Annotated in this window: 23 protein-coding genes; 15 read left to right on the forward strand and 8 right to left on the reverse strand. The window is 74.3% G+C overall.

What is annotated here, in order from left to right; all coding sequences use genetic code 11:
• Positions 1–234: 234 nt before the first annotated feature.
• The 3 genes from ACFQ6N_RS05200 (at position 235) to ACFQ6N_RS05210 (ending at position 1,724) form a co-directional block, all read left to right on the forward strand.
• Positions 235–897: a TetR/AcrR family transcriptional regulator gene (locus ACFQ6N_RS05200; RefSeq protein WP_380646990.1), complete on the forward strand. Its 663-nt coding sequence runs from the start codon at positions 235–237 to the stop codon at positions 895–897.
• Positions 898–1,028: 131 nt separating this feature from the next.
• On the forward strand, positions 1,029–1,256 hold the full coding sequence (locus ACFQ6N_RS05205; RefSeq protein ID WP_380646991.1) for a DUF3107 domain-containing protein: 228 nt from the start codon (positions 1,029–1,031) through the stop codon (positions 1,254–1,256).
• 141 nt (positions 1,257–1,397) lie between these two features.
• Complete coding sequence (locus tag ACFQ6N_RS05210) at positions 1,398–1,724, forward strand: hypothetical protein (protein WP_380646992.1); 327 nt, start codon at positions 1,398–1,400, stop codon at positions 1,722–1,724.
• A gap of 34 nt (positions 1,725–1,758) precedes the next feature.
• Here the strand turns inward: ACFQ6N_RS05210 and ACFQ6N_RS05215 are convergent, their stop codons facing one another.
• Complete coding sequence (locus ACFQ6N_RS05215; protein WP_380646994.1) at positions 1,759–2,487, reverse strand: ferritin-like fold-containing protein; 729 nt, start codon at positions 2,485–2,487, stop codon at positions 1,759–1,761.
• A 697-nt stretch (positions 2,488–3,184) separates the two neighbouring features.
• On the opposite strand from ACFQ6N_RS05215, the gene ACFQ6N_RS05220 reads away from it, so the two are divergent.
• From ACFQ6N_RS05220 to ACFQ6N_RS05240, 5 genes are all read left to right on the forward strand, one after another.
• The gene (locus tag ACFQ6N_RS05220; RefSeq protein ID WP_380646995.1) at positions 3,185–5,320 is read left to right on the forward strand and encodes a DEAD/DEAH box helicase; all 2,136 of its coding nucleotides are present in this window, start codon (positions 3,185–3,187) and stop codon (positions 5,318–5,320) included.
• 172 nt (positions 5,321–5,492) lie between these two features.
• Positions 5,493–6,368, forward strand: a complete 876-nt coding sequence (locus tag ACFQ6N_RS05225) for an alpha/beta fold hydrolase (protein ID WP_380646996.1) — start codon at positions 5,493–5,495, stop codon at positions 6,366–6,368.
• A gap of 381 nt (positions 6,369–6,749) precedes the next feature.
• Complete coding sequence (locus ACFQ6N_RS05230) at positions 6,750–6,908, forward strand: hypothetical protein (RefSeq protein ID WP_380647133.1); 159 nt, start codon at positions 6,750–6,752, stop codon at positions 6,906–6,908.
• A 307-nt stretch (positions 6,909–7,215) separates the two neighbouring features.
• Positions 7,216–7,854: a DUF6758 family protein gene (locus ACFQ6N_RS05235; protein WP_380646997.1), complete on the forward strand. Its 639-nt coding sequence runs from the start codon at positions 7,216–7,218 to the stop codon at positions 7,852–7,854.
• A 67-nt stretch (positions 7,855–7,921) separates the two neighbouring features.
• Positions 7,922–8,782 (forward strand): PHP domain-containing protein, encoded by an 861-nt coding sequence (locus ACFQ6N_RS05240; protein ID WP_380647000.1) that lies wholly within the window; start codon positions 7,922–7,924, stop codon positions 8,780–8,782.
• A gap of 185 nt (positions 8,783–8,967) precedes the next feature.
• Here the strand turns inward: ACFQ6N_RS05240 and ACFQ6N_RS05245 are convergent, their stop codons facing one another.
• Positions 8,968–9,609 (reverse strand): suppressor of fused domain protein, encoded by a 642-nt coding sequence (locus tag ACFQ6N_RS05245; RefSeq protein WP_380647003.1) that lies wholly within the window; start codon positions 9,607–9,609, stop codon positions 8,968–8,970.
• A 439-nt stretch (positions 9,610–10,048) separates the two neighbouring features.
• On the opposite strand from ACFQ6N_RS05245, the gene corA reads away from it, so the two are divergent.
• Entirely contained in the window at positions 10,049–11,170 is a 1,122-nt protein-coding gene (gene corA / locus ACFQ6N_RS05250) for a magnesium/cobalt transporter CorA (protein WP_380647006.1), read from the forward strand.
• Positions 11,171–11,197: 27 nt separating this feature from the next.
• Here the strand turns inward: corA and ACFQ6N_RS05255 are convergent, their stop codons facing one another.
• Positions 11,198–12,127 (reverse strand): DMT family transporter, encoded by a 930-nt coding sequence (locus ACFQ6N_RS05255; protein ID WP_380647009.1) that lies wholly within the window; start codon positions 12,125–12,127, stop codon positions 11,198–11,200.
• 131 nt (positions 12,128–12,258) lie between these two features.
• On the opposite strand from ACFQ6N_RS05255, the gene ACFQ6N_RS05260 reads away from it, so the two are divergent.
• The 4 genes from ACFQ6N_RS05260 to ACFQ6N_RS05275 all read left to right on the forward strand — a co-directional run bounded on the left by ACFQ6N_RS05260 (position 12,259) and on the right by ACFQ6N_RS05275 (position 16,120).
• The gene (locus ACFQ6N_RS05260; protein WP_380647012.1) at positions 12,259–12,798 is read left to right on the forward strand and encodes a hypothetical protein; all 540 of its coding nucleotides are present in this window, start codon (positions 12,259–12,261) and stop codon (positions 12,796–12,798) included.
• A 145-nt stretch (positions 12,799–12,943) separates the two neighbouring features.
• Complete coding sequence (locus ACFQ6N_RS05265) at positions 12,944–14,257, forward strand: magnesium transporter MgtE N-terminal domain-containing protein (protein ID WP_380647015.1); 1,314 nt, start codon at positions 12,944–12,946, stop codon at positions 14,255–14,257.
• A 49-nt stretch (positions 14,258–14,306) separates the two neighbouring features.
• Complete coding sequence (locus tag ACFQ6N_RS05270) at positions 14,307–14,903, forward strand: DUF1003 domain-containing protein (RefSeq protein ID WP_380647127.1); 597 nt, start codon at positions 14,307–14,309, stop codon at positions 14,901–14,903.
• A 56-nt stretch (positions 14,904–14,959) separates the two neighbouring features.
• Positions 14,960–16,120 (forward strand): Mrp/NBP35 family ATP-binding protein, encoded by a 1,161-nt coding sequence (locus ACFQ6N_RS05275; RefSeq protein ID WP_380647017.1) that lies wholly within the window; start codon positions 14,960–14,962, stop codon positions 16,118–16,120.
• Positions 16,121–16,183: 63 nt separating this feature from the next.
• Here ACFQ6N_RS05275 and ACFQ6N_RS05280 read toward each other — a convergent pair whose 3' ends face one another.
• From ACFQ6N_RS05280 to sigE, 4 genes are all read right to left on the reverse strand, one after another.
• Entirely contained in the window at positions 16,184–16,852 is a 669-nt protein-coding gene (locus ACFQ6N_RS05280; RefSeq protein WP_380647020.1) for a hypothetical protein, read from the reverse strand.
• Between the two features lie 222 nt (positions 16,853–17,074).
• Entirely contained in the window at positions 17,075–17,512 is a 438-nt protein-coding gene (locus tag ACFQ6N_RS05285; RefSeq protein ID WP_380647022.1) for a sec-independent translocase, read from the reverse strand.
• Positions 17,513–17,669: 157 nt separating this feature from the next.
• On the reverse strand, positions 17,670–18,689 hold the full coding sequence (locus ACFQ6N_RS05290) for a zf-HC2 domain-containing protein (protein WP_380647023.1): 1,020 nt from the start codon (positions 18,687–18,689) through the stop codon (positions 17,670–17,672).
• Positions 18,686–19,417 carry an RNA polymerase sigma factor SigE gene (gene sigE, locus ACFQ6N_RS05295; protein ID WP_380647128.1) on the reverse strand — a complete coding sequence of 244 codons (732 nt, stop codon included), beginning with the start codon at positions 19,415–19,417 and terminating at the stop codon, positions 18,686–18,688. The genes ACFQ6N_RS05290 and sigE overlap by 4 nt, the downstream gene beginning before the upstream one ends.
• A gap of 288 nt (positions 19,418–19,705) precedes the next feature.
• Between sigE and ACFQ6N_RS05300 the strand changes: the two genes are divergently transcribed.
• Positions 19,706–20,338 carry an O-methyltransferase gene (locus tag ACFQ6N_RS05300; RefSeq protein WP_207809516.1) on the forward strand — a complete coding sequence of 211 codons (633 nt, stop codon included), beginning with the start codon at positions 19,706–19,708 and terminating at the stop codon, positions 20,336–20,338.
• A 131-nt stretch (positions 20,339–20,469) separates the two neighbouring features.
• On the opposite strand, the gene ACFQ6N_RS05305 is transcribed toward ACFQ6N_RS05300, so the two are convergent.
• Entirely contained in the window at positions 20,470–20,637 is a 168-nt protein-coding gene (locus ACFQ6N_RS05305; RefSeq protein WP_014137929.1) for a DUF3117 domain-containing protein, read from the reverse strand.
• Positions 20,638–20,936: 299 nt separating this feature from the next.
• Between ACFQ6N_RS05305 and ACFQ6N_RS05310 the strand changes: the two genes are divergently transcribed.
• Complete coding sequence (locus tag ACFQ6N_RS05310) at positions 20,937–21,737, forward strand: enoyl-CoA hydratase-related protein (RefSeq protein WP_380647024.1); 801 nt, start codon at positions 20,937–20,939, stop codon at positions 21,735–21,737.
• The last annotated feature ends 63 nt before the right edge of the window (positions 21,738–21,800 follow it).

The following is a 21,800-nucleotide window of genomic DNA, read 5'->3' on the forward strand; positions in this document are numbered from 1 at the left end:
TATCCCGCCGGATCCGCGGGATCCCCGTCCGGCCCCCGGGTCCGTGCCCGGCCCTGCCCTGCCCTGGCCCCTTGCCCCCGTCACACCACTGCCGAGGCCGAGGTCAGCGCCGTATTGTGGGCTCCTGACAACAAGGCCGCCGTCTTTTCTCGCCCTCGCCGAACGCGGGCGCGGTTACCGAAAAGTAGAATCGGCCCTCTTGCCAGCCCCGAACAGACCGAAGTGAGGAGCGCCGTGACGGCCATCCAGGAGGCGCAGGAGCGCCCGCGCGGTGCCCGCCTGCCGCGAAGCGCCCGCCGTGAACAACTGCTCGGTGCCGCCCAGGAGGTGTTCGTCGCGCAGGGCTACCACTCGGCCGCCATGGACGACATCGCCGACCGCGCCGGGGTCAGCAAGCCGGTGCTCTACCAGCACTTCCCCGGGAAGCTGGAGCTCTACCTGGCCCTGCTGGACAAGCACTGCGACGCCCTGGTCGAGTCGACCCGCGAGGCGCTGTCGGCGACCACCGACAACAAGCAGCGCGTGGCCAACACCATGGAGGCGTACTTCAACTACGTCTCCAGCGAGTCGGGCGCCTTCCGCCTGGTCTTCGAGTCGGACCTGACCAACGAGCCGGCCGTGCGCGAGCGCGTCGAGCGGGCCTCCGAGGCGAGCGCGACGCTGGTCAGCAAGGTGATCCAGGAGGACACCGACCTGCCCGAGGCGGAGTCCAAGCTGCTCGCCGCCGGGGTCTGCGGCCTGGCCCAGATCACCGCCCGGTACTGGCTCTCGCAGGGCCTGGAGATCCCGCGCGACGAGGCGGTCCGGCTGGTCGCCAGCCTGTCCTGGCGCGGCCTGAAGGGCTTCCCGATGCACCCGACCGAGGCGTCCGACGAAGGCACCGCCCAGGAGGGGTGATCCACCGGCCTTCGCCTCGCCGGTGATCGGGTGCTCTAAGGTGAGGCCGTACGGCGCGGTCGCCGGGAACGCTTGTCCCAGGCGGTCCGGTGCCCGTGCGTGGAGGCTGCAACCCCGGAGGGACGGAAGCCGTGGAGGTCAAGATCGGCGTGCAGAACGCGCCTCGCGAGATCGTGATCGAGAGCTCGCAGACTGCCGATGAGGTCCAGAGCGCGGTCGCGAAGGCGCTGGAGGGCCCGGACAAGCTCCTCTCGCTGGCGGACGAGCACGGCCGTCGCATCATCGTCCCGGCCGAGCGCCTGGCGTACGTGGAGATCGGTGAGCCGGCCGTCCGCAAGGTCGGTTTCGGCACCGCCTGAGGCGCCGCCCGCGCAGGGCGACCCGGTGCCCCGTTCCCGTGAGGGAGCGGGGCACCGCTGCGTGTACGGCCGGGTGGCACGGGGTACGACGGCGTCAGGTACGGCGCCGGTGCCGCACGTCCGTCCCCCCGGGAGGCAGTCTTGCTGGTCGAGTCGATCGCCTTCGCCCTCGTCGGCCTGGTCACGGGCGGCGCCGCGTCGCGCGCCCTGCCCTCGTACTTCCGGGCCTCCCGCGCGCTGACCGTCGGCACCGCGCTGGCGGCGGCGCTGGTCGGCGGCACGGTGGCGCACTTCTGCCTCGACGGGCAGTACCCGCCGGTGTCGGTGGCGGCCTCGGCACTGGCCTCGGGCGTGCTCACCTCGCTGCTGGCCCGGCCGGACCTCGCGGCCGGGCGGGCCCCGGCGCACCGGCACCACCCGCACCGGCCCGGCACCCACCGCGCGCCGCGCCGGCACCGGCCGGCCTAGGGCCTGACGCCGAGGGCCCGCGGTCGGCCGTCGGTCAGCTGGCCAGGCCGAGGGCGGCCATCCGCCGGGTGTGCGCCTCGGTGATCCGGTTGAACATCTTGCCGACCTCGACCAGGTCGAAGCCCTGCACCTGGACGCCGCCGACCAGCAGGTTGGACAGCGCGTCGCGCTCGGCGACCACCCGCTGGGCCTGGCTGAGCGCCTCCCCCATCAGACGGCGGCCCCACAGCGCCAGCCGGCCGCCGGCCCGCGGGTCGGCCTCGATCGCCTCGCGCACCTTGTCGACCGCGAACCGGGCGTGGCCGGTGTCGGACATGACGCCGAGGACCAGGTCGCGGGTGTCGTCGTCCAGCCGGACGGCCACCTCGCGGTAGAAGTCGGTCGCGATGGCGTCGCCGACGTAGGCCTTGACCAGGCCCTCCAGCCAGTCCGAGGGCGCCGTCATCCGGTGGAACAGCTCCAGCGGCTCGACGAAGGGCCGCATCGCCTCCTGCGGGTCGGCGCCGACCTCGGCGAGCCGGTCGTGCAGACGCTGGTAGTGCTGGAACTCCGCGGAGGCCATCCGGGCCAGGGCCGCCTTGTCGGCGAGGTCCGGCGCCAGCTTGGCGTCCTCGGCGAGCCGCTCGAAGGCGCTCAGCTCGCCGTACGCCAGCGCGCCGAGCAGGTCCAGCACCGCCGCCCGGTAGCCGGGGTCGGCCGAGCACGCGGCCCAGTCGCCGATCGAGCCGGCCGCGGTGTCCTGCGTCTCACCATGGGTCTCCATGGTCCGCCACCTTAGTCCCGCGCACCCGGCTCCCCCACCACCCGCCGCACCCGGGTGACCGGCCGGATCGCCTGCTCACGGGGTGCCTGACGGGGGCAATGTCAGACGCATCACGTGTTCGAGTCGTCGCCTGACTGTATGGTGGTACGGAGCCCCGTCGTGCTTGCACGGTGTCACCGCCGTCTCGGTAACCCGCGCAGGTCCGCTCCGAAGCGGCACCGTCCAGCCGGACGTGTCCGCACCGGAGGCACGGGGACTCACGTACGCGGATGCCCGGTCGGAGAGCCGATCGGCTCCGACCATGGCTTGGACTTCAAGCCTTGGCACCGCATCAGTGGCCGAGCGAGGGCCGCCGAGACCACGCCCCCTGGCGGAGGTCCCGCGCAGGTCCCTCAAGGGAATCCTCCCCGACGCCGCCGGCGACGCGCCCCGTGACCGGGGCAGCGCGCACCGGCCGGCCGCAGGGACCGGCGCGGTTGTGCGTCCGCGCAGCTGTAATCGGGGCCGCCCAGGCCCGTACGCAGCCGCGCGGCTGCCCGCCCGCCGCTCGTTCTCGGCCCATCCACACGGAAGAGGCAGCACCCTGTCCACCACCGCTGAACCCATCAAGACGACCTTCCGGGACCTGGGGATCCTCCCGGAGACCGCCGAGGCCCTCGAGTCCGTCGGCATCGTCCACCCCTTCCCCATCCAGGAGATGACCCTCCCGGTCGCGCTGACCGGCCACGACGTCATCGGCCAGGCCAAGACCGGCACCGGCAAGACCCTCGGTTTCGGCCTCCCGCTGATCGAGCGGGCCATCGTGCGCGCCGACGTGGACGCCGGCCGGGCCACCGAGGAGCAGCTCTCCGAGTTCCCGCAGGCGCTGATCGTCGTCCCGACCCGTGAGCTCTGCACCCAGGTCACCAACGACCTGCAGACCGCCGGCAAGGTCCGCAACGTGCGCGTCCTGGCCGTCTACGGCGGCCGGGCGTACGAGCCGCAGGTGGAGGCGCTCAACAAGGGCGTCGACATCGTGGTCGGCACCCCGGGCCGGCTGCTCGACCTGGCCGGGCAGAAGAAGCTGAACCTGTCCAAGGTCCGCGCGCTGGTCCTGGACGAGGCCGACGAGATGCTCGACCTCGGCTTCCTGCCGGACGTCGAGAAGATCATCACCATGCTGCCGGCCAAGCGGCAGACCCTGCTGTTCTCGGCCACCATGCCGGGCCAGGTCATCAGCCTCGCCCGCCGGTACATGAGCCAGCCGACCCACATCCGGGCCACCGCCCCGGACGACACCGGCGCCACCGTCGCCAACACCGAGCAGCACATCTTCCGTGCGCACTCGCTGGACAAGGTCGAGATGGTCTCGCGCATCCTCCAGGCCGACGGCCGCGGGCTGGCGATGATCTTCTGCCGCACCAAGCGCACCGCCGCCGACGTCTCCGACCAGCTGACCCAGCGCGGCTTCGCGGCCGGCGCGGTCCACGGCGACCTCGGCCAGGGCGCCCGCGAGCAGGCCCTGCGGGCGTTCCGCAACGGCAAGGTCGACGTGCTGGTCTGCACCGACGTCGCCGCCCGCGGCATCGACGTCGAGGGCGTCACGCACGTCATCAACTACCAGTGCCCCGAGGACGAGAAGACCTACCTGCACCGGATCGGCCGCACCGGCCGGGCCGGCGCCTCCGGCACCGCCGTCACCCTGGTCGACTGGGACGACATCCCGCGCTGGCAGCTGATCAACAAGGCGCTGGAGCTGTCGTTCAACGACCCGGAGGAGACCTACTCCACCTCGCCGCACCTGTACGAGCTGCTGAAGATCGCGCCGGGCACCAAGGGTGTCCTGCCGCGTTCGGAGCGGACCCGGGCGGGGCTCAACGCGGAGGAGGTCGAGGACCTCGGCGAGACCGGCGGGCGCGGCAGCCGCTCCGCCCGTCCCGGCCGTGGTCGCAACGGGCAGGGTGGCCAGAGCGGACAGGGCGGACAGAACGGCCCGAGCCGTCCGGCCGCCGCACCGGCCGAGACCGAGGAGGAGAAGCCGCGCCGCACCCGTGAGCGCCGCCGCACCCGTCGGGGCTCGTCGGTCGGCGAGGGCGAGGCCGCCGTCGCCGTGACCGAGGGCGCCGCGGCGGCCCCGGCCGTCGAGGGTGCCGAGGGCGAGGCCGCGCCGCGCCGTCGCCGTCGCCGCTCGCGCGGTGGCGCCGCCGGTGAGTCGGCCGCGGTGGAGGCGGCCGCGGTCGTCGAGGCCGCCGAGGCCGTCGTCGCCCAGGCCGTCGTGGCTCAGGCCGTCGTGGCTCAGTCCGTCGTGGCTCAGGCCGTCGTCGCCGAGCCGGTCGCCGTCGAGGCGCCCGCCGAGGAGAAGCCGGCTCCGCGCAAGCGCACCCGGGCCCGCAAGACCGCCGAGGTCGCTCCGGAGGCCCCGGCCGCCGAGGCCGTCGTCGCGCCGGTCGCCGTCGCCGAGCCGGTCGCCGTGGAGGCGCCCGCCGAGGACAAGCCGGCCCCGCGCAAGCGTGCCTCCCGGGCCCGCAAGACCGTCGAGGCCGCTGCCGAGACCGTCGAGACCGTCGCCGTCGAGGCGCCCGCCGAGGACAAGCCGGCCCCGCGCAAGCGCGCCTCCCGGGCCCGCAAGACCGTCGAGGCCGCTGCCGAGACCGTCGAGACGGTCGCCGTCGAGGCGCCCGCCGAGGACAAGCCCGCTCCGCGCAAGCGCGCCTCCCGGGCCCGCAAGACGGCCGAGACCACCCCGGAGGCCCCGGCCACCGAGGTGACCGAGGCCGCCGAGGTCCCGGCGCCGCGCAAGCGCACCCGGACCCGCAAGGCCGCGGCCCCCGCCGAGGCCACCCCGGAGAACTGATCCAGCGTGTCTCCCCCGAGGGGGCGAGCCCGGCCGCCACGGCCCGGGCTCGCCCCCTCGGGCGTTCCCGCCCGCCGCCGCACCGCGACGGCGGACGACGGGGCTTCCGAGGACGGGCCATAAGCTCGGGGGCGCCGGGGAGCCCCGGGTGCCGGAGCAGGGAGAGCAGACCATGAGCACGCCGCCGTTCCTGACCTTGCCCGGATGCGCGCGGGCCGAGCGCGTGGCGACCGGGCGCGGGGAGTTCGCGGCGCTGCGCGCGGAGCCGGCCGGGCCGGTGCGGGGGTCGGCGCTGCTGGTGCCGGGGTTCACCGGCAGCAAGGAGGACTTCATCGGGCTGCTGGAGCCGCTGGCGGCGGCCGGGTACCGGGTGACCGCCGTGGACCAGCGCGGGCAGTACGAGACCGGCGGCCCGGACGATCCCGGGGCGTACGCCGTCGGCGAGCTGGGCGCGGACGTGCGGGCGCTCACCGGGGCGCTGGCGGCGGACGGCCTCCCGCTGCACCTGCTGGGGCACTCCTTCGGCGGCCAGGTGGTCCGGGAGGCGGTGCTCGCCGCCGCCGCGCAGGGCCCGCTGCCGTGGCGGTCGCTGACCCTGGTGTCCACCGGGCCGGGCACGATCGACCCCGCCGAGGCGGCCCGGACCAGGCTGCTGCTGGACGCGCTGCAGGTGATGACCCTGGAGGAGATCTGGCAGGTCATGCGGCAGCTGGAGGCGGACAGCGGGAAGCCTCGGCCGCGGCTGGAGCCGGCCGTCGCGGAGTTCCTGCACCGCCGCTGGCTGGCCAATGTGCCGCGGTCGCTGTCGGTGACCGGCGGCCACCTGGTCGACGCGCCGGACCGGGTGGACGAACTGGCCGCCGTCACCGCCGGGCTGCCCGTGCTGGTGCTGTCCGGCGAACGGGACTACGCCTGGCCGGTCCCGGAGCAGACCGGGATGGCCGAGCGCCTGGGCGCCCGCCGGGTGGTCGTCGCGGACTCGGGCCACTCCCCCAACGCCGAGCGGCCGGCCGAGACCGCCGGGGCGCTGGCCGCGTTCTGGGCCTGACCGGCCCTCGTCGCACCGCCCCCGCCCAGGAGTGGTCTGTACCACTTCTGCAATTTCGACCGGCTTCAACACAGGACAAAATTCGTTAGTTACGGTAATCTTTGATTCTGTCCGGGAATCATCGCCGGCCTCGGCGCCGGCGCGCATCACCCGAAACCCGGACGTTACGGACGGGCAACGGCCCGGTAGCACCACCACGTCACCGTGGTTCACGAGGCACTGGACGCACCAGGCAAGCAGGGGGAGCCCTTGCCGCAGCAGACCGCCGCACGAACGACCCGCCCGGCCCGGCCGATCCGCCGGACCCGCAAGATCCCGAAAGGGCTGATACCGACTCAGCCGCCGTCGCCCCGCCCCGCGGGGCAAGGAAAGGAGACGCCCATGACGAAGACCATGCGCTTCGAGATCGTCCGACTGGACGACGCCAACGGCTCCGCCACCGACCGCGTGATAGCCGACGCCGCCACCGTGCGCGAGCACGTCCAGGCCGCCGCCCGCACCGGCGAACGCCTGCTCATCCGGCCGTGCCCGACCGTCTGACCCGGCGCGGCGGCTCCGGACCGGAGCCCTCACCCGCCGCCGACGAGCCGGGAGCGTCCGATCCGGACGTTCCGATACCCGACTGACGCCCTGTCACCGCGATCGCCGATGACAGGGCGTCAGTGCGTCCGGGCCCGGAGCCGGAACGTTTGCCACCGCCCGTCACGGGACATCCCCCCAACGGGAACCGCCCGCGCCGCGCCCACCCGGCGCCCGTCGGGCGTCCGCCACCGACAGGTGCCGCCGCGCCCTCCGTACGGGTGATCGTCCTTGACGCGGCGGTCCGGAGGGAGGAGCGTTGTCGGCTATGAGGGGCGAGCCAAGCTGCCCGAGGTGCGCCGGTCGGGTCCGCGCCCCCGGTCTGTTCTCAGACACCTGGCAGTGCGACCGGCACGGAGCGGTGCACCCGATGCAGCCCGTGCTGCCCCCGAGCGTGGAGGCCCTGGGCGTCGCCGTCGCCCGCTCCCAGGTGCCCGTCTGGCTGCCCTGGCCGCTCCCGGTCGGCTGGCTCTACACCGGCATCGGCCACGCCGGCGACGACGTCTCGGGCGCCCGGGCCACCGCCGTCGCCTGCTCCGGGCCGGCGCCGCTCGGCGGCTTCGGCGAGCTGGTGCTCGTCGCCGAGGAGCTGGGGGTCGGGTTCGGCGCCCGCTACGCGGGGCTCCCGGGGCCGGACCCGGGCGACTCCGTCGGCCTCTACAAGCCCGCCGACGCCAAGCTGATGGCCGCCGGCCGGCCCACCCCGATGTTCCACGTGCCGGACGCCCCGGCCGACCGCGCGGTGTTCGTCGGCGAGGCCCGCGGGCTCTGGCTCTGGGCCGTCGCCTGGCCCGAGCAGTCCGCGCTGGTGATGTACGACGAACTGGTGCTCACCGACCTGCGCGAGGCCGGCGCCGAGCTGGACCTGCTGCCCTGCGGGGCGCTCTCCCCCCGGCTGCTCGGCTGACCCCCCGCCCGGGGTGACCCGGACGGCCTATCCTGGGCGGCACCCACGAGCCCCAGGAGTCCGCCCCGTGCGCATCGACCTGCACGCCCACAGCAACGCCTCCGACGGCACCGACAGCCCGGCCGAGCTGGTCGGGGCGGCCGTCGCCGCGGGCCTCGACGTCGTCGCGCTCACCGACCACGACACCGTGGCCGGCCACGCCGAGGCCGCCGCGGCGGTGCGGGCGCTGCCCGACGGCGCCCGGCTGACCGTCGTCCCGGGTGCGGAGCTGTCCTGCGCCGTGGACGGCATCAGCCTGCACCTGCTGGCGTACCTCTTCGACCCCGAGGAGCCGGAGTTCGCGCGCGAGCGGGAGCTGGTGCGCACCGACCGGTTCCGGCGCGGACAGGCCGTCGTCGAGCGCTGCCGGGAGCTCGGTGCGGACATCACCTGGGAGCAGGTGCGGCGGATCGCGGGCAGCGGCTCGGTCGGACGGCCGCACATCGCCAGCGCGCTGGTCGAGGCCGGCGTGGTGGCCACCGTCTCGGACGCCTTCACCCCCGCCTGGCTGGCCAACGCCGGACGGGCGGACGTCCGCAAGCACGAGACCGACCCCGTCCGGGCGGTCCGGCTGGTCCGGGCGGCCGGCGGGGTGCCGGTCTTCGCGCACCCGGGCGCGGTCAAGCGCGGCCGGACGGTCTCGGACCAGGTGATCGCCGACCTCGCGGCAGCCGGACTGGCCGCACTGGAGGTCGACCACACCGACCACGACGAGGAGACCAGGGCCCGGCTGCGCGGCCTCGCCGACGACCTCGGACTGCTGGTCACCGGCTCCAGCGACTACCACGGCACCCGCAAGACCGTCCGGCTCGGCGAGCACACCACCGACCCGGCCGTGTACGAGGCACTGCTGGCGCAGGCCACCGGCGCGAAGCCGATCGAACGCTGAGGGCCCGGGCCGCCGCGTCCGGGCGTGCGGGGTACGGCGCGGGCGTGCGGACCCGCTCCGCACGCCCCTCGGCGCTCGAAGCCCGCTCGAAGCCCGCTCGCACCCTGCTCGAATCCCGGTCGGATCCTGCTTGAACCCTGCTCGAACCCTGCTCGGGCCGCACCTGAGCCCGGCCTGAGCGGCCGTCAGTCCAGCCGGACCCCACGGCGCTCCGGGTCGCGCAGGTCCGTACCCCGCTCCAGCCAGCGCTCCTGGAGCGCGGCCGCCCCGTGCACCCGCTTCCAGCCCGCCTCGTTGGGCGTCATCGGCAGCAGCGGCAGGAAGCGGACCGGCTCGGCCGGCTCGGCGAGCTCCAGGTCCTCGACCAGGCCGCCCGGCTCGGCGGCCAGCACCGAGGTGAAGGGCGCGCCGTCCCAGAGCGGGGCGCCGAGGTCCAGCGAGCCGCCCGGGGCCACCACCAGGCCCTCGACCTGCGGCGTCGCGGCGAAGGTGGCCAGGCTGCGCAGCACGCTGTCGTGCCCGCCCCGGACGGTCAGCACCAGTTCGACGCGCGGGCCGCGCAGCTGGTCGGCGACCGGCGCGGTCGGGTCGGCCATCGGCGCGGCGGACATCCCGAGCGTCGCGTACCGCACCAGGCCCTCGGGGTCCGGGCCGAAGCGCAGCACCTCGATCCGGTCGGTGCCGAGGAAGGTGACCGCGGCGCGGCCGCTCGGTTCGCCGAAGGTGGAGATCAGCCGGGCCTCGACGGCGGCCAGCACCGCCTCCCGGGAGAGCTCCGGGGAGCTGCCGCCGTGGGGGTCGCCGAAGAGGGGGAAGTCGTGGGCCATGCCGGTGAGCGTAACCCGCCGCCGCGGCCCGGCCCCGGGGCGGTCCTCAGGCGGTCCTCGGGGTCCGCTCCGTCAAGGTTTCGGAAACCCCCGGTAACTGCCCGGCGCCGACGGCCGGTCAGCTGTTAGGGTGAGCGACTGGCCACCGGGATGCTTCCGTCCCGGGGCGGCGGCGCGAAGGAGGTGGTTGCGGTGGATACCGGCCGACCATGCAGTACCGGCAGCTCTGCCCGGCCCCGACTTCCCCGTAACCCCCGCCCCGCCGGCCCGATCGGCTGAACCAGCCGCGGCAGCCCGGGCGCAGGCCCCACGGCGGACGGACCGGCCGGGAGAGCACCCTCGTCCCCCTTTCACCGGTGTTCTTCGCCGTCGTACCGCGGCCGACCGTTTTTCCTTTCCGCGCCGCCGTGCGACGGCTCCCCGCCCCTGGGAGCCTGCCATGTCGATGATCAACAGCCTGCGCGCCGCCGTCCGCACCAACCGCCGCCGCGGCGCGGCCGGGGTGTACGACGTCCTCAGCGAGGACTCCGCCTCGGCGGTCGTGGACTGCGCGGTCTACCAGCAGGGCAAGCGCAGGGGCGAGACGTGCAGCCCCCGCGAGGCCGCCCGGCGGGTCAAGGCCGAGCGCCAACTCCCGGACGGCGTCGGTTCGTTCAGCTGGATCGGACTGCACGAGCCGACCGAGGCGGAGTTCGAGGGGATCGCCCAGCGCTTCGGGCTGCACCCGCTCGCGGTCGAGGACGCGGTGCACGCCCACCAGCGGCCCAAGGTCGAGCGCTACGACGACGTGCTGTTCGCCGTCTTCAAGACCATCCGCTACGTCGAGCACGACCAGCTCACGCCCACCAGCGAGGTGGTGGAGACCGGCGAGCTGATGGTCTTCGCCGGGCGGGACTTCGTGATCACCGTCCGGCACGGCGGCCACGGCTCGCTCCAGGAGCTGCGCCACCGGCTGGAGGCCGACGCGGACGAGGCCGGGCTGCTCGCCAAGGGCCCGTCGGCGGTGCTGCACGCGATCGCCGACCACGTCGTGGACAACTACCTGCTGGTCGCCGAGCGGCTGCAGAACGACGTGGACGAGATCGAGTACGGCGTCTTCTCGGCCAAGGGCGGCCGCAGTTCGGACGTCGGCCGGGTCTACCAGCTCAAGCGCGAGGTCCTGGAGTTCAAGCGCGCGGTGGTGCCGCTGCTGCGGCCGATGCAGCAGCTGTCGGAGCCGTTGCAGCGCCTGGTGGACCCGGACATCCAGAAGTACTTCCGGGACGTCGCCGACCACCTGGCCCGGGTCGCCGAGCAGGTGCACGGCTTCGACGAGCTGCTGAACTCGCTGCTCCAGGCCAACCTGGCCCAGGTCTCGGTGGCGCAGAACGAGGACATGCGGAAGATCACCGCCTGGGCGGCGATCTTCGCGGTGCCCACCATGATCACCGGCGTGTACGGCATGAACTTCGAGTACATGCCGGAGCTGCACCACGAGTACGGCTACCCGACGGTGCTCGGCGCGATCGTGCTGATCTGCGTGGGGATGTACCGGGGCTTCCGCCGCAACGGCTGGCTGTAGGACCGCCGGCCCCGCCCGGCCGGTCCTTCAGCGCCGCCCGCCGCGGGCGACCAGGACCAGCCCGAGCAGGATCAGCACCACCGCCGGGTAGGCCGCCGCCGGGGGCCACTGGCCCAGCCAGAGCGCGGCGATCAGCGCCGCCCCCGGGGTCTCCAGCAGGATCGCGGTGGACGTGACCGAGGGGCCCAGGGTGCGCACCACCCGGTTGCTCAGCGAGTGGCCGAGCAGCTGGGCGGCAACCATCAGCAGCACGATCTGCCACCACACCCCGGCCGGCCACCCGGTCAGCGGCGTCCCGGCGACCAGGCAGATCCCGAGCAGGACGACCGCCGTGGTGGCGTAGCAGACCAGCGTGTACCCGGTGGTGCTGACGGTCTTGCGGACCTCGGCGCCCAGCAGCATGTACCCGGCCGCGGCCAGGCCGGCGGCGAGGGCGAGCCCGTCGCCGAGCAGTGCGCGCGGGGAGAGCGAGAGGTCGACCCCGGTCAGCACCAGCACGCCGGCGAAGGCCACGGTCGTGCCCAGCCAGACCATCCGGGGCGCCCGGACACCCATCAGCCGCATCAGCAGGATGGTCCACAGCGGGGTGGTGGTGACCAGGGCGGTGGCCGAGGCCACCGAGGTCATCCGCAGGCTGGGCATCCAGAGCGCGAAGTGGACGCCGAGCAGCGCTCCGGCGGCGATCGCGAGCAGCAGGGCCCGGCGGCCGATGCCGCGCAGTTCGGCGCGGTGGCGCAGCAGCGCGTACGGGCCGAGCACGCCGACCGACATGACGTTGCGCCAGAAGGCGATCGCCAGGGCGGGCGCGGCGGTGGCGCTGATCAGCGGGCCGGAGAACGAGATGCCGCCGATCGAGACGGCGAGCAGCAGCAGGTCGAGGGTGGGGAGCGGGTGCGCCGGCCCCGGGTCGGTGGTGCCGGCGGCGGCGGGGACGGTCGCGGGCCGGGCGGTGGGCACGGCGCTCCTCTGCTGGTCGCGGTGGTGGGGCGCTCATACGGTAAGGCCCGTGGCGCGGCAATGGAACTGTCGCCCGGAGGCTGAGACGTCCCGTGGACGGGACCGTACGGGGAACCCGTACGCTGTCCGCCATGGACCGTACGCCCGCCGCCGCGACCGCCGACGCCTTCCTCGACCAGGCCCTGCTGGAGGAGGCCGCGAAGAAGTCCGGTCTGCTCTGGGTGCGCGCGGACGGGCAGGAGCAGGCCCGTCCGCTGTGGCACGCCTGGCACGACGGCGCGGTCGTGGTGGTCGGCGAGGGCGGCGAGCAGCCGCTGCACGGCCTGGCCCAGGGCGCCGGGGCGGCGGTCACCGTCCGCAGCAAGGACAAGGGCGGCCGGCTGACCGGCTGGAACGCCCGGGTGGTCGAACTCGCGCCGGGCGGCGAGGCCTGGCTGGGCGCCGTCGAGGAGCTCAAGGGCAAGCGGCTGAACGCGCCGGACACCGACGCCATCACCGAGCGCTGGGCCCGCGAGTGCCGGGTCCTGCGGCTGGAGCCCGTCGGCCCGCTCACCGAGCACCCCGGCGCCATGCCGGACGGTTCGCACGCCGCGCAGCCGATGCCCACCGGGGCCACCACCCGCCGCCCGATCCCGGCCGGCCTGCCCAAACTGCTGTTCAAGCGCCGCTGAAGGTTCATCCCCGGGACTTCTTCCGCCGCTACCGTGCCTCGTCGGGCCGGGCCCCGCGCACGCGGGTAGCCTGGGCCGCGGTGCGCCCCCGGCGTACCGCGCACCGCGTACGGCGTCGAGCGAGTCGAGGGAGTCGAGGGAGTCCATGGCAGGACCAGGCACCCGGGTCTTCATCTCCCATCTGTCCGCCATCGCGGTCTTCGACCCGAACGGCGACCAGGTGGGGCGGGTCCGGGACGTGGTCGTCTCGCTGCGGCTCGGCGGACGCCCGCCGCGCGTGCTCGGCCTGGTGGTCGAGGTGGTCGGCCGGCGCCGGATCTTCCTGCCGATGACCCGGGTCACCAGCCTGGAGTCCGGCCAGGTGCTCACCACCGGGGTGATCAACCTGCGCCGCTTCGAGCAGCGCCCGTCCGAGACGCTGGTGCTCGCCGAACTGCTGGACCGCACCGTCACCTGGTCCAAGACCGGTGAGGACGTCACCGTGCTGGACGTCGGCATGGTGCAGAGCCGGCTGCGCGAGTGGGAGGTCAGCAAGGTCTTCGTGCAGGTCGGGCGGGCCGGCCGGCTGCGCAAGGCCAAGGGCGAGCGGCTCACCCTGGACTGGCAGGACGTCACCGGCTTCGCGCTGCCCGAGCAGGACCAGGGCGCCGCCAACCTGCTCGCCACCTTCGAGCAGCTGCGCCCCGCCGACCTCGCCAGCGTGATGCACCACCTGTCGGCCAAGCGCCGCGCCGAGGTGGCCGCCGCGCTGGACGACGAACGGCTCGCCGACGTCCTGGAGGAGCTGCCCGAGGACGACCAGGTCGAGATCATCGGCAAGCTCCAGGAGGAGCGCGCCGCCGACGTCCTGGAGGCGATGGACCCGGACGACGCCGCCGACCTGCTCTCCGAACTGCCCGGCGAGGAGGCCGAGCGGCTGCTCCAGCTGATGGAGCCCGACGAGGCCGCGCCGGTGCGCCGCCTGCTGACGTACGAGGAGGACACCGCCGGCGGTCTGATGACCACCGAGCCGATCGTCCTGGAGCCGGACGCGACGGTCGCCGAGGCGCTCGCCCGGGTCCGGGTCAGCGACCACAAGCCCGCCCTCGCCGCGCAGGTCTTCGTCTGCCGCCCGCCGAACGAGACCCCGACCGGCCGCTACCTGGGCACCGTGCACTTCCAGCGGCTGCTGCGCGAGCCCCCGTACGTGCTGGTCGGCTCGCTGGTGGACGACGACCTGGACGCGCTGCCGCCGGACACCCCGCTGTCGCTGATCACCAGCTACCTGGCGACGTACAACCTGGTCGCCGCGCCCGTCGTGGACGAGGCGGACCACCTGCTCGGCGCGGTGACCGTCGACGACGTGCTCGACCACCTGCTGCCGGACGACTGGCGCGACGCCGCGCTGCACGCCCGCGACGACACCGCGCACGGCGACACCCGGCACGACGAGAGGGAAGGGGTGACCGGTGGACGGTGACCGCAACGGCCGGCCGGACGACTCCGCGCGCCGCCGCCTCCAGGGCGAACTGCGCCAGCTGCGCCAACTGCGCGAGCTGCGCACCCGCGAGGGCGCCCGGGAACGGCGGGCGGAGACCACCCCGATCACCGGCACCGGCCGCACCAGGCTCGACCAGCCCCGCACCGCGCGCCCCGGCCTGCTCTCGCTGCCGTCCTACGACCCGGAGGCCTTCGGCGTCCTGTCCGAGCGGATCGCCCGCTTCCTCGGCACCGGGCGGTTCATCGTCTGGATGACGGTGGTGGTCGTCATCTGGATAGCGTGGAACACGCTGCTGCCGGCGACCGTGCGCTTCGACGAGTACCCGTTCATCTTCCTGACCCTGGCGCTGTCGCTGCAGGCCTCGTACGCGGCTCCGCTGATCCTGCTGGCGCAGAACCGCCAGGACAACCGGGACCGGGTCAACATGGAGCAGGACCGGGCCCGCAGCGACCGCAACATCGCGGACACCGAGTACCTGACCCGGGAGGTCGCGGCCCTGCGGCACGGGCTGGGCGAGGTCGCGACCCGGGCTTTCATCAGTTCCGAGATGAGCGGCGTCCGGTCCGAACTCCAGTCGCTGCTCAAGGAGATCGAGGAACGCAGGGACGCCCGCGACCCGCTGTGACCCGTGGCACGCTACCGACAGGTAGAGCAGTCGGCGCGGCGCCGTACCATCAAGGCATGGCCAACGAGACAGAGGTCGCGGCCGGCGTCACGGAGGAGTCCGTACGCCAGGCGCTGGCGACCGTCAACGACCCGGAGATCAACCGTCCGATCACCGAGATCGGCATGGTGAAATCGGTCGGGATCGCCGGGGACGGCGCGGTGCACGTCGCGGTCTATCTGACGGTCTCCGGCTGTCCGATGCGCGACACCATCGTCACCCGGGTCCGCGACGCGGTCGGGAAGGTCCCCGGGGTGACCGCCGTCGAGGTCGAGCTCGACGTGATGAGCGACGAGCAGCGCAAGGAGCTCTCCCAGCTGCTGCGCGGCGGTGCCCCCGAGCGGGAGATCCCGTTCGCCAAGCCGGGCACGCTGACCCGCGTCTACGCCGTCGCCTCCGGCAAGGGCGGCGTCGGCAAGTCCTCCGTGACGGTGAACCTGGCGGCCGCGATGGCCGCCGACGGCCTGAAGGTCGCCGTCGTGGACGCCGACATCTACGGCCACAGCGTGCCGCGCATGCTGGGCGTCGAGGGCCGGCCGACCCAGGTCCAGGACATGATCATGCCGCCGCAGGCGAACGGCGTGAAGGTCATCTCGATCGGCATGTTCACCCCGGGCAACGCCCCGGTGGTGTGGCGCGGCCCGATGCTGCACCGCGCGCTCCAGCAGTTCCTGGCCGACGTGTACTGGGGCGACCTGGACGTGCTGCTGCTGGACCTGCCGCCCGGCACCGGCGACATCGCGATCTCGGTGGCCCAGCTGGTCCCCAACGCGGAGATCCTGATCGTCACCACCCCGCAGATGGCCGCCGCCGAGGTGGCCGAGCGGGCCGGCACCATCGCGGTGCAGACCCACCAGAAGATCGTCGGCGTGATCGAGAACATGTCCGGCATGCCGTGCCCGCACTGCGACGAGATGATCGACGTCTTCGGCACCGGCGGCGGCCAGATCGTCGCGGACGCGCTCACCCGCACGGTCGGCGCGACCGTCCCGGTGCTCGGCTCGATCCCGATCGACGTGCGCCTGCGCGAGGGCGGCGACGACGGCCGCCCGGTCGTGCTCGCCGCACCCGACTCCCCGGCCGGCGCCGCCCTGCGCGCGGTGGCCGGCAAGCTCGGCGGCCGCCAGCGCGGCCTGTCCGGGATGTCGCTCGGGCTGACCCCGAAGAACAAGTTCTGACGCGGTGACCGACGAGGGGCCGGGTGGTTTCGACCACCCGGCCCCTCGTGGTTCCCGCCGGTTCTACGGCCGGGTGTACGCGCCGAGGTCCGGGACGGTGGAGAAGCCGATGCCGTACGCGCTGACGCCGCGGCCGTAGGCGCCGAGGAGGACCCCGGGGGCCTCGCCGGCCAGCACCCAGCCGTACTCGGACTCGCGGTAGCGGAAGGGCTGCGGCAAGCCGTTGACGGGCAGGCTGAGGGTGGACCAGCCGGGGCCCGCCAGGTCGTCGGCGAGGTCCCAGGCGAGGCTGCTCTGCTGGTCCAGCCAGTCCTGGCGCAGCATGCGGTCCAGCTGGCCGGGCCAGGTCGCGGCGAGCAGGCCGGAGCCGGCCAGCCAGGCGGCGGAGGAGGCGGAGGTCGCCTCCAGGGTGCCGGTGTTGTCGGCGCTGCGGCGGCTGTCCCGGCGGGCCATGGTGACCACGGCCGCGAACTTGCGCATGTCGCGGGGCTCGTACTGCTTGGCCGGCTCGTCGCCGTGGCCGAGCGAGCCGTAGTCGACGCTGCCGGCGGCGCGGGTGCCGGCGCCGGCCTGCACCAGGTAGCGGCGGCCGGTCCAGCCGTCGTCCAGCCCGTACCAGGGGAAGTCTGCGGACAGGTAGGGCACCAGCGGGTCCACCGGGCCGGCCTGCCCGCCGACCACCGGGCCGCCGGCCGTGGCCGTCGCCCCTCCCGCCTGACTCATCGCGTCCATCCCCGGGCCTCCTCAAACGCACGTTTGCCTGCCGTGGCGCGCTCCCATGGTGGCGTACCTCGGCGTTCCCGGGGGCCGTTCCTGGTCCGCGACGGCGCGGAATGTGACGGACGGCTCAGCGGGAACAATCAGCACAATAGCGGCGCACGTGCCGCCGCCCCGCTCAGCCGGGCGGCCGGGCGGGGCGGCGGCGTGCTTCCGGGGGCCGTTCCGGAGCGGCGATCAGGTGGCGTCGGGGTCGAACGGGGGCCGCTCGCCGGGTGCCAGCGGGGCACCCGCGGCGGCGGGCGCCGGGGCCTCGGACTTCTCGAAGCTGACGCTGCCGGTGCGGCCGTTGACCGGCGCGGCGGGCTTGTCGTCCAGGACGGAGCGGATGTCCAGCGAGTCCTTCATGTCCTTGAGGCCCAGCGGGTCCTCGCCGTCGCCCATGAGCTGCTTGCGGACGAAGGTCTTGGGGTTGAGGTCCTCGAACTCGAAGTCCTTGAACTCCGGGCCGAGCTCGCTGCGGATGTCCTCCTTCGCGTTGTCCGCGAAGGAACGGATCTTCCGGATGAACCCCATGGTGTCCTGGATCAGCTTCGGGAGCTTGTCCGGGCCGAAGATGATGATCGCCATCACGATGAGGGTGAGGACCTCCAGCCCGCCTACGTCGCTGAACACCCTTTGCTCCCTAGCTCGCCGGACGACGGTTCCTACAGGGTAATGGCCACCGGCGAGTCCCTGGTCCACGCTGGGATGAAGCCGTGGTAAAGACCTGCCGGTGGCCGAGCTCCGGGCCCGGACACGAGAGCCCCTCCAGGGCCCGTCCGGGGCCGTCCTAGCGAGTCTGCTGGCGCAGGGCGGCGACGCCGCCCGGGTAGCGCTCCGGGGACGGCGGCGGGGTCGCCTCGCGGGTCGCGGCGACCGGGCGGCCGGGGAAGTCCACCGGGACCTGCGCGGTCATCGGGACGAGGCCGCCGCCTCGGCCGGTGCCGGTGCCGCCGCCGGCCGGGCTGACCGTCGTGCCGTGGCGGTCCTCGCCCTGCGTGCCGAGCCCGCCGACGCCGCCGAGCGTGACCGCGGCGACGGAGAAGGCGCCCGCGGCGGCGAAGACCAGGCGGCGCCCGCGGGCGCCGGAGCGGAGGGCGGCGGCGTTCTGCTGCGGCCGGACGTCGTCCGCCGCGACGGTCTCGGGACGGGCGGAACGCCGGCCCATCAGCGGCCGCAGCACCGCCCCGCGCCCGAAGGCCCGCGGGTCGACCCCGGGCACCGGCGCTCCGGCGCCGAGCGCGCCCGCGCCGAAGGAGGCACCGGCGCCGCGGCCGAAGGAGCCGCCGTCGAGCCGGCTGCCGCCGAGCGTGCCGGTGGCGGCGACGCCGCCGCCCGGCAGGTCGTCGTCGTCATCGTCGCGCCGGGGGCGGGCCGGCCAGTCGCCGTCCCCCGGGCCGTCCTCGGGGAGGGCGCCCACGGCCATCAGCCGGGCCATCAGCGAGGAGGAGGGGCCGGGAGTGCCGGTGCGGGTCAGCAGGTGCTTGACGGCGCGGCCCTCGTCGGCCTCGGCGAGGCACTGCGGACAGGTCGCCAGGTGGGCCTGGACGCGCTCGCGCGAGTCGTGGCCGAGTTCGCCGTCGAGGAAGCCGGAGAGGCGCTCGCCGAGGTGGTGCTCCTCGGCGGCGGGCTCGACCGACCGGACCGGCAGCGCGTACAGCGCCGTGTCGGCGGGCAGCCCCGCCGCGGGCAGCACGGGCTCACCGGGTTCGTCGACACCGCGACGGCCCGGCAGCGCCCAGCCCCGCCGGGTCAGGGACCGACCGGACGGGTCCGGGCGGTCCGAGCCGGACCGGCTGGTTCCGCTCACGACCGCCTCCGTCCGCGCCCACCGGGCGCGACGGCGGCCTCGACCGCGCCGACGCCGACCGGCACCGGCTCCTCCGAGCCGCCGCGGCGCTCACGGCCGGGCGCCGAGCCGGGGGCCCGGTGCTTGAGCGCGGCGCGCAGGTGCGAACGGCCGCGGTGGATGCGGCTGCGGACGGTGCCGAGCTTGACGCCCAGCGTGGCCGCGATCTCCTCGTACGACAGGCCCTCGATGTCGCAGAGCACCACGGCCGCCCGGAACTCCGGGGCCAGGGTGTCCAGGGCCTGCTGCACGTCGGCGTCGAAGTGGGTGTCGCTGAAGTGCTGGGCCGGGCTGGGCTCCCGGGAGGGGAGCCGCTCGGCCGCGTCCTCGCCGAGCGCGTCGAAACGGATGCGCTGGCGGCGGCGGACCATGTCCAGGAACAGGTTGGTGGTGATCCGGTGCAGCCAGCCCTCGAACGTGCCGGGGGTGTAGGTCGACAGCGAACGGAACACCCGGACGAAGACCTCCTGGGTGAGGTCCTCGGCGTCGTGCTGGTTGCCCGTCAGGCGGTAGGCGAGCCGGTAGACGCGGGCGCTGTGCGCCTCGACGATCTCCTCCCACGACGGCGGAGTCCAGGTCTGCGCGTCGGGACCCTCGGTGAAGGTCGCGAGGGCGGGGGCCTCGGTGGTACCGGCGGCCGGCGTTTCGGCGGCGGGCTGGTCCAGGTCGGAGTGCGCAGGCTGGTTCATCACGGGCTTCGGCGTACGGGCTGACGCGGTGCCGCGGGAGTGCCGCCGCACGGGGACGTCGCCCTCGGCCACACCTCCTCGGTCGGCTCTTCTGCCCAGCAGGGCCACCACCATATCCACCTCACCCGTCAAGCCCGGATAAAAGTGCCCGGGAGGTCCGTCGTACCCGGTCCGTCATGACAACGGCCCGCCGCCGTACGCGGTTCCCGGTCGGCCAGTAACCTGTGGCAGGAAATATCGACATCCCTCCGCGCCGGGCCTCCACCCGGGGCTCCGAAAGAGGCAGCCATCAGCGAGTTCGGGCCCGCACGCGCGGCCCTTGCCGACACCTACGTGGGCGAGGACGCGGTGCTGACCTACGCCCGGGCCCAGTCCGCGCGGACCGGCATACGGGCGATCGGACCGAGCGGCGGGGCCTGTCTGCGGCTGCTCGCGGCCGCGCTGGACGCCAAGGCGGTGGCCGAGATCGGCACCGGCACCGGGGTGTCCGGGGTCTACCTGCTGCGCGGGATGCGGCCGGACGGCGTGCTCACCACGGTCGACTCCGAGCCGGTGCGCCAGCAACTGGCCCGCGAGGCGTACCAGGCGGCCGGGTTCGCGGCCAACCGCTCCCGGTTCATACCTGGCCGGGCCCTGGAGGTGCTGCCCCGGCTCGCCGACGGCCAGTACGACCTGGTGTTCTGCGACGGTGACCCGGCCGAGTCGCGCGAGTACCTGCTGGAGTCGCTGCGGCTGCTGCGGCCCGGCGGGATGGTCTGCTTCGAGGGGGTCTTCCAGGAGGGCCGGCTCGCCGAGCCGGAGCTCCAGGACCCGCAGACCGGCGCGGTCCGGGACCTGGTCCGGGACGTCCGGGAGAGCGAGGCCCTGCTGCCGGCGCTGCTGCCGGTCTCGGACGGGCTGCTCTGCGCGGTCAAGCGGTAGGGCCCGCCGCTGCGGGCCCCGCCCGTCACGGGGCCCGCCGCTCCGGGCGGGAAAACGCACGGACCCGGGCCGACATGACGTCGTACCCGGGCCCGGCAGCGCATCTCCAGGAGATGGGGAGCCTTCTGCGGTCAGCCGCAGGCCTTCTTCAGCGCCTCGCCGAGGGCGTCGGCCTCGTCAGGCGTGAGCTCCACCACAAGGCGTCCGCCGCCTTCGAGCGGAACGCGCATGATGATGCCCCGCCCCTCTTTGGTGACTTCGAGCGGGCCGTCACCCGTCCGCGGCTTCATGGCCGCCATGCTCGTTCCCCTTCCTGCAACCGCTCAGCTACGCACCGGCAGTCCGTCCACCGCCGGTATCGAACGCATTGATCGGAAGCCATTATCCCGCATGCCGCGGGCTGATGACCAACATCACTCTCGGTGCAACCTCGGCCGGACCGCCCCCAACCGCCGCAATTCACGTCATAAGCCCCGGCGTGGCGACGGCACGGACGCCCCGGGAAGGTGCGATACCTCACACTCCCCAGGCCACCGTGTGCTCCGGCATCCTGGCACACGACACCGACACCGCGACGATCACCCGGGAGCCCTCACCCATGTCCGATTCCGTGCTGTACGAGCTGGACGGCGGCCTGGCCGTCATCACCGTCAACCGCCCCGAGGCGATGAACGCCCTCGACGTGGCCACCAAGGTCGCGCTGCGCGACACCGTGGTCGCCGCGGCCGAGGACCCGGCGGTCCGGGCGGTGCTGCTGACCGGGGCGGGCGACCGCGCGTTCTGCGTCGGGCAGGACCTGAACGAGCACCTGGCGCTGCTGAAGCGGGCCGAGGAGACCGGCGAGGGCGCGCTGCGCACCGTCGCCGAGCACTACAACCCGCTGACCCGGGCGCTGGCCGGGATGCGCAAGCCCACCGTCGCCGCGGTCGGCGGGGTGGCGGCCGGCGCGGGCGCCTCGCTCGCCTTCGCCTGCGACTTCCGGATCCTCTCCGACCGGGCCGGCTTCAACACCGCCTTCGCCGGGATCGCCCTCACCGCCGACTCCGGCGCGTCCTGGACGCTGCCCCGGCTGGTCGGGCACGCCAGGGCCACCGAGCTGCTGATGCTGCCCCGGACGGTGAAGGCCGCCGAGGCGATGGAGCTGGGCCTGGCCACCAAGGTGGTGCCGGCCGCTGAACTCGCCGGGACGGCCCGGGCCTTCGCCCGCGAGCTGGCCGAGGGACCCACGGTCGCGTACGGCGCCATCAAGGAGTCGCTGGCCTACGGCGCCGCCCACTCGCTGGACGAACTCCTCGACAAGGAGGACGAGTTGCAGACGCTGGCCGGCGAGAGCGAGGACCACCGGATCGCGGTGCGCGCCTTCATCGCCAAGGAGAAGCCGAAGTACGTCGGGCGCTGAGCCCGCTCGCGGCAAGGGCGGCGCCGCGCCCCTCAGCGGGCGCTGTGCCGCCCCCGGGAGGGC

Origin of the sequence: Kitasatospora sp. NPDC056446, from assembly GCF_042796115.1 — a bacterium.
Taxonomy (GTDB): Bacteria; Actinomycetota; Actinomycetes; order Streptomycetales; family Streptomycetaceae; genus Kitasatospora.

Bases quoted from the DNA above. Each gene is read 5' to 3' on its own strand.
- ACFQ6N_RS05215 (WP_380646994.1), bottom strand. From the start codon at position 2,487: ATGGAGACCCATGGTGAGACGCAGGACACCGCGGCCGGCTCGATCGGC.
- ACFQ6N_RS05220 (WP_380646995.1), top strand. From the start codon at position 3,185: ATGACCCTCCCGGTCGCGCTGACCGGCCACGACGTCATCGGCCAGGCC.
- ACFQ6N_RS05225 (WP_380646996.1), top strand. From the start codon at position 5,493: ATGAGCACGCCGCCGTTCCTGACCTTGCCCGGATGCGCGCGGGCCGAG.
- ACFQ6N_RS05230 (WP_380647133.1), top strand. From the start codon at position 6,750: ATGACGAAGACCATGCGCTTCGAGATCGTCCGACTGGACGACGCCAAC.
- ACFQ6N_RS05235 (WP_380646997.1), top strand. From the start codon at position 7,216: ATGAGGGGCGAGCCAAGCTGCCCGAGGTGCGCCGGTCGGGTCCGCGCC.
- ACFQ6N_RS05245 (WP_380647003.1), bottom strand. From the start codon at position 9,609: ATGGCCCACGACTTCCCCCTCTTCGGCGACCCCCACGGCGGCAGCTCC.
- corA (WP_380647006.1), top strand. From the start codon at position 10,049: ATGTCGATGATCAACAGCCTGCGCGCCGCCGTCCGCACCAACCGCCGC.
- ACFQ6N_RS05260 (WP_380647012.1), top strand. From the start codon at position 12,259: ATGGACCGTACGCCCGCCGCCGCGACCGCCGACGCCTTCCTCGACCAG.
- ACFQ6N_RS05265 (WP_380647015.1), top strand. From the start codon at position 12,944: ATGGCAGGACCAGGCACCCGGGTCTTCATCTCCCATCTGTCCGCCATC.
- ACFQ6N_RS05275 (WP_380647017.1), top strand. From the start codon at position 14,960: ATGGCCAACGAGACAGAGGTCGCGGCCGGCGTCACGGAGGAGTCCGTA.
- ACFQ6N_RS05280 (WP_380647020.1), bottom strand. From the start codon at position 16,852: ATGGACGCGATGAGTCAGGCGGGAGGGGCGACGGCCACGGCCGGCGGC.
- sigE (WP_380647128.1), bottom strand. From the start codon at position 19,417: ATGAACCAGCCTGCGCACTCCGACCTGGACCAGCCCGCCGCCGAAACG.
- ACFQ6N_RS05305 (WP_014137929.1), bottom strand. From the start codon at position 20,637: ATGGCGGCCATGAAGCCGCGGACGGGTGACGGCCCGCTCGAAGTCACC.
- ACFQ6N_RS05310 (WP_380647024.1), top strand. From the start codon at position 20,937: ATGTCCGATTCCGTGCTGTACGAGCTGGACGGCGGCCTGGCCGTCATC.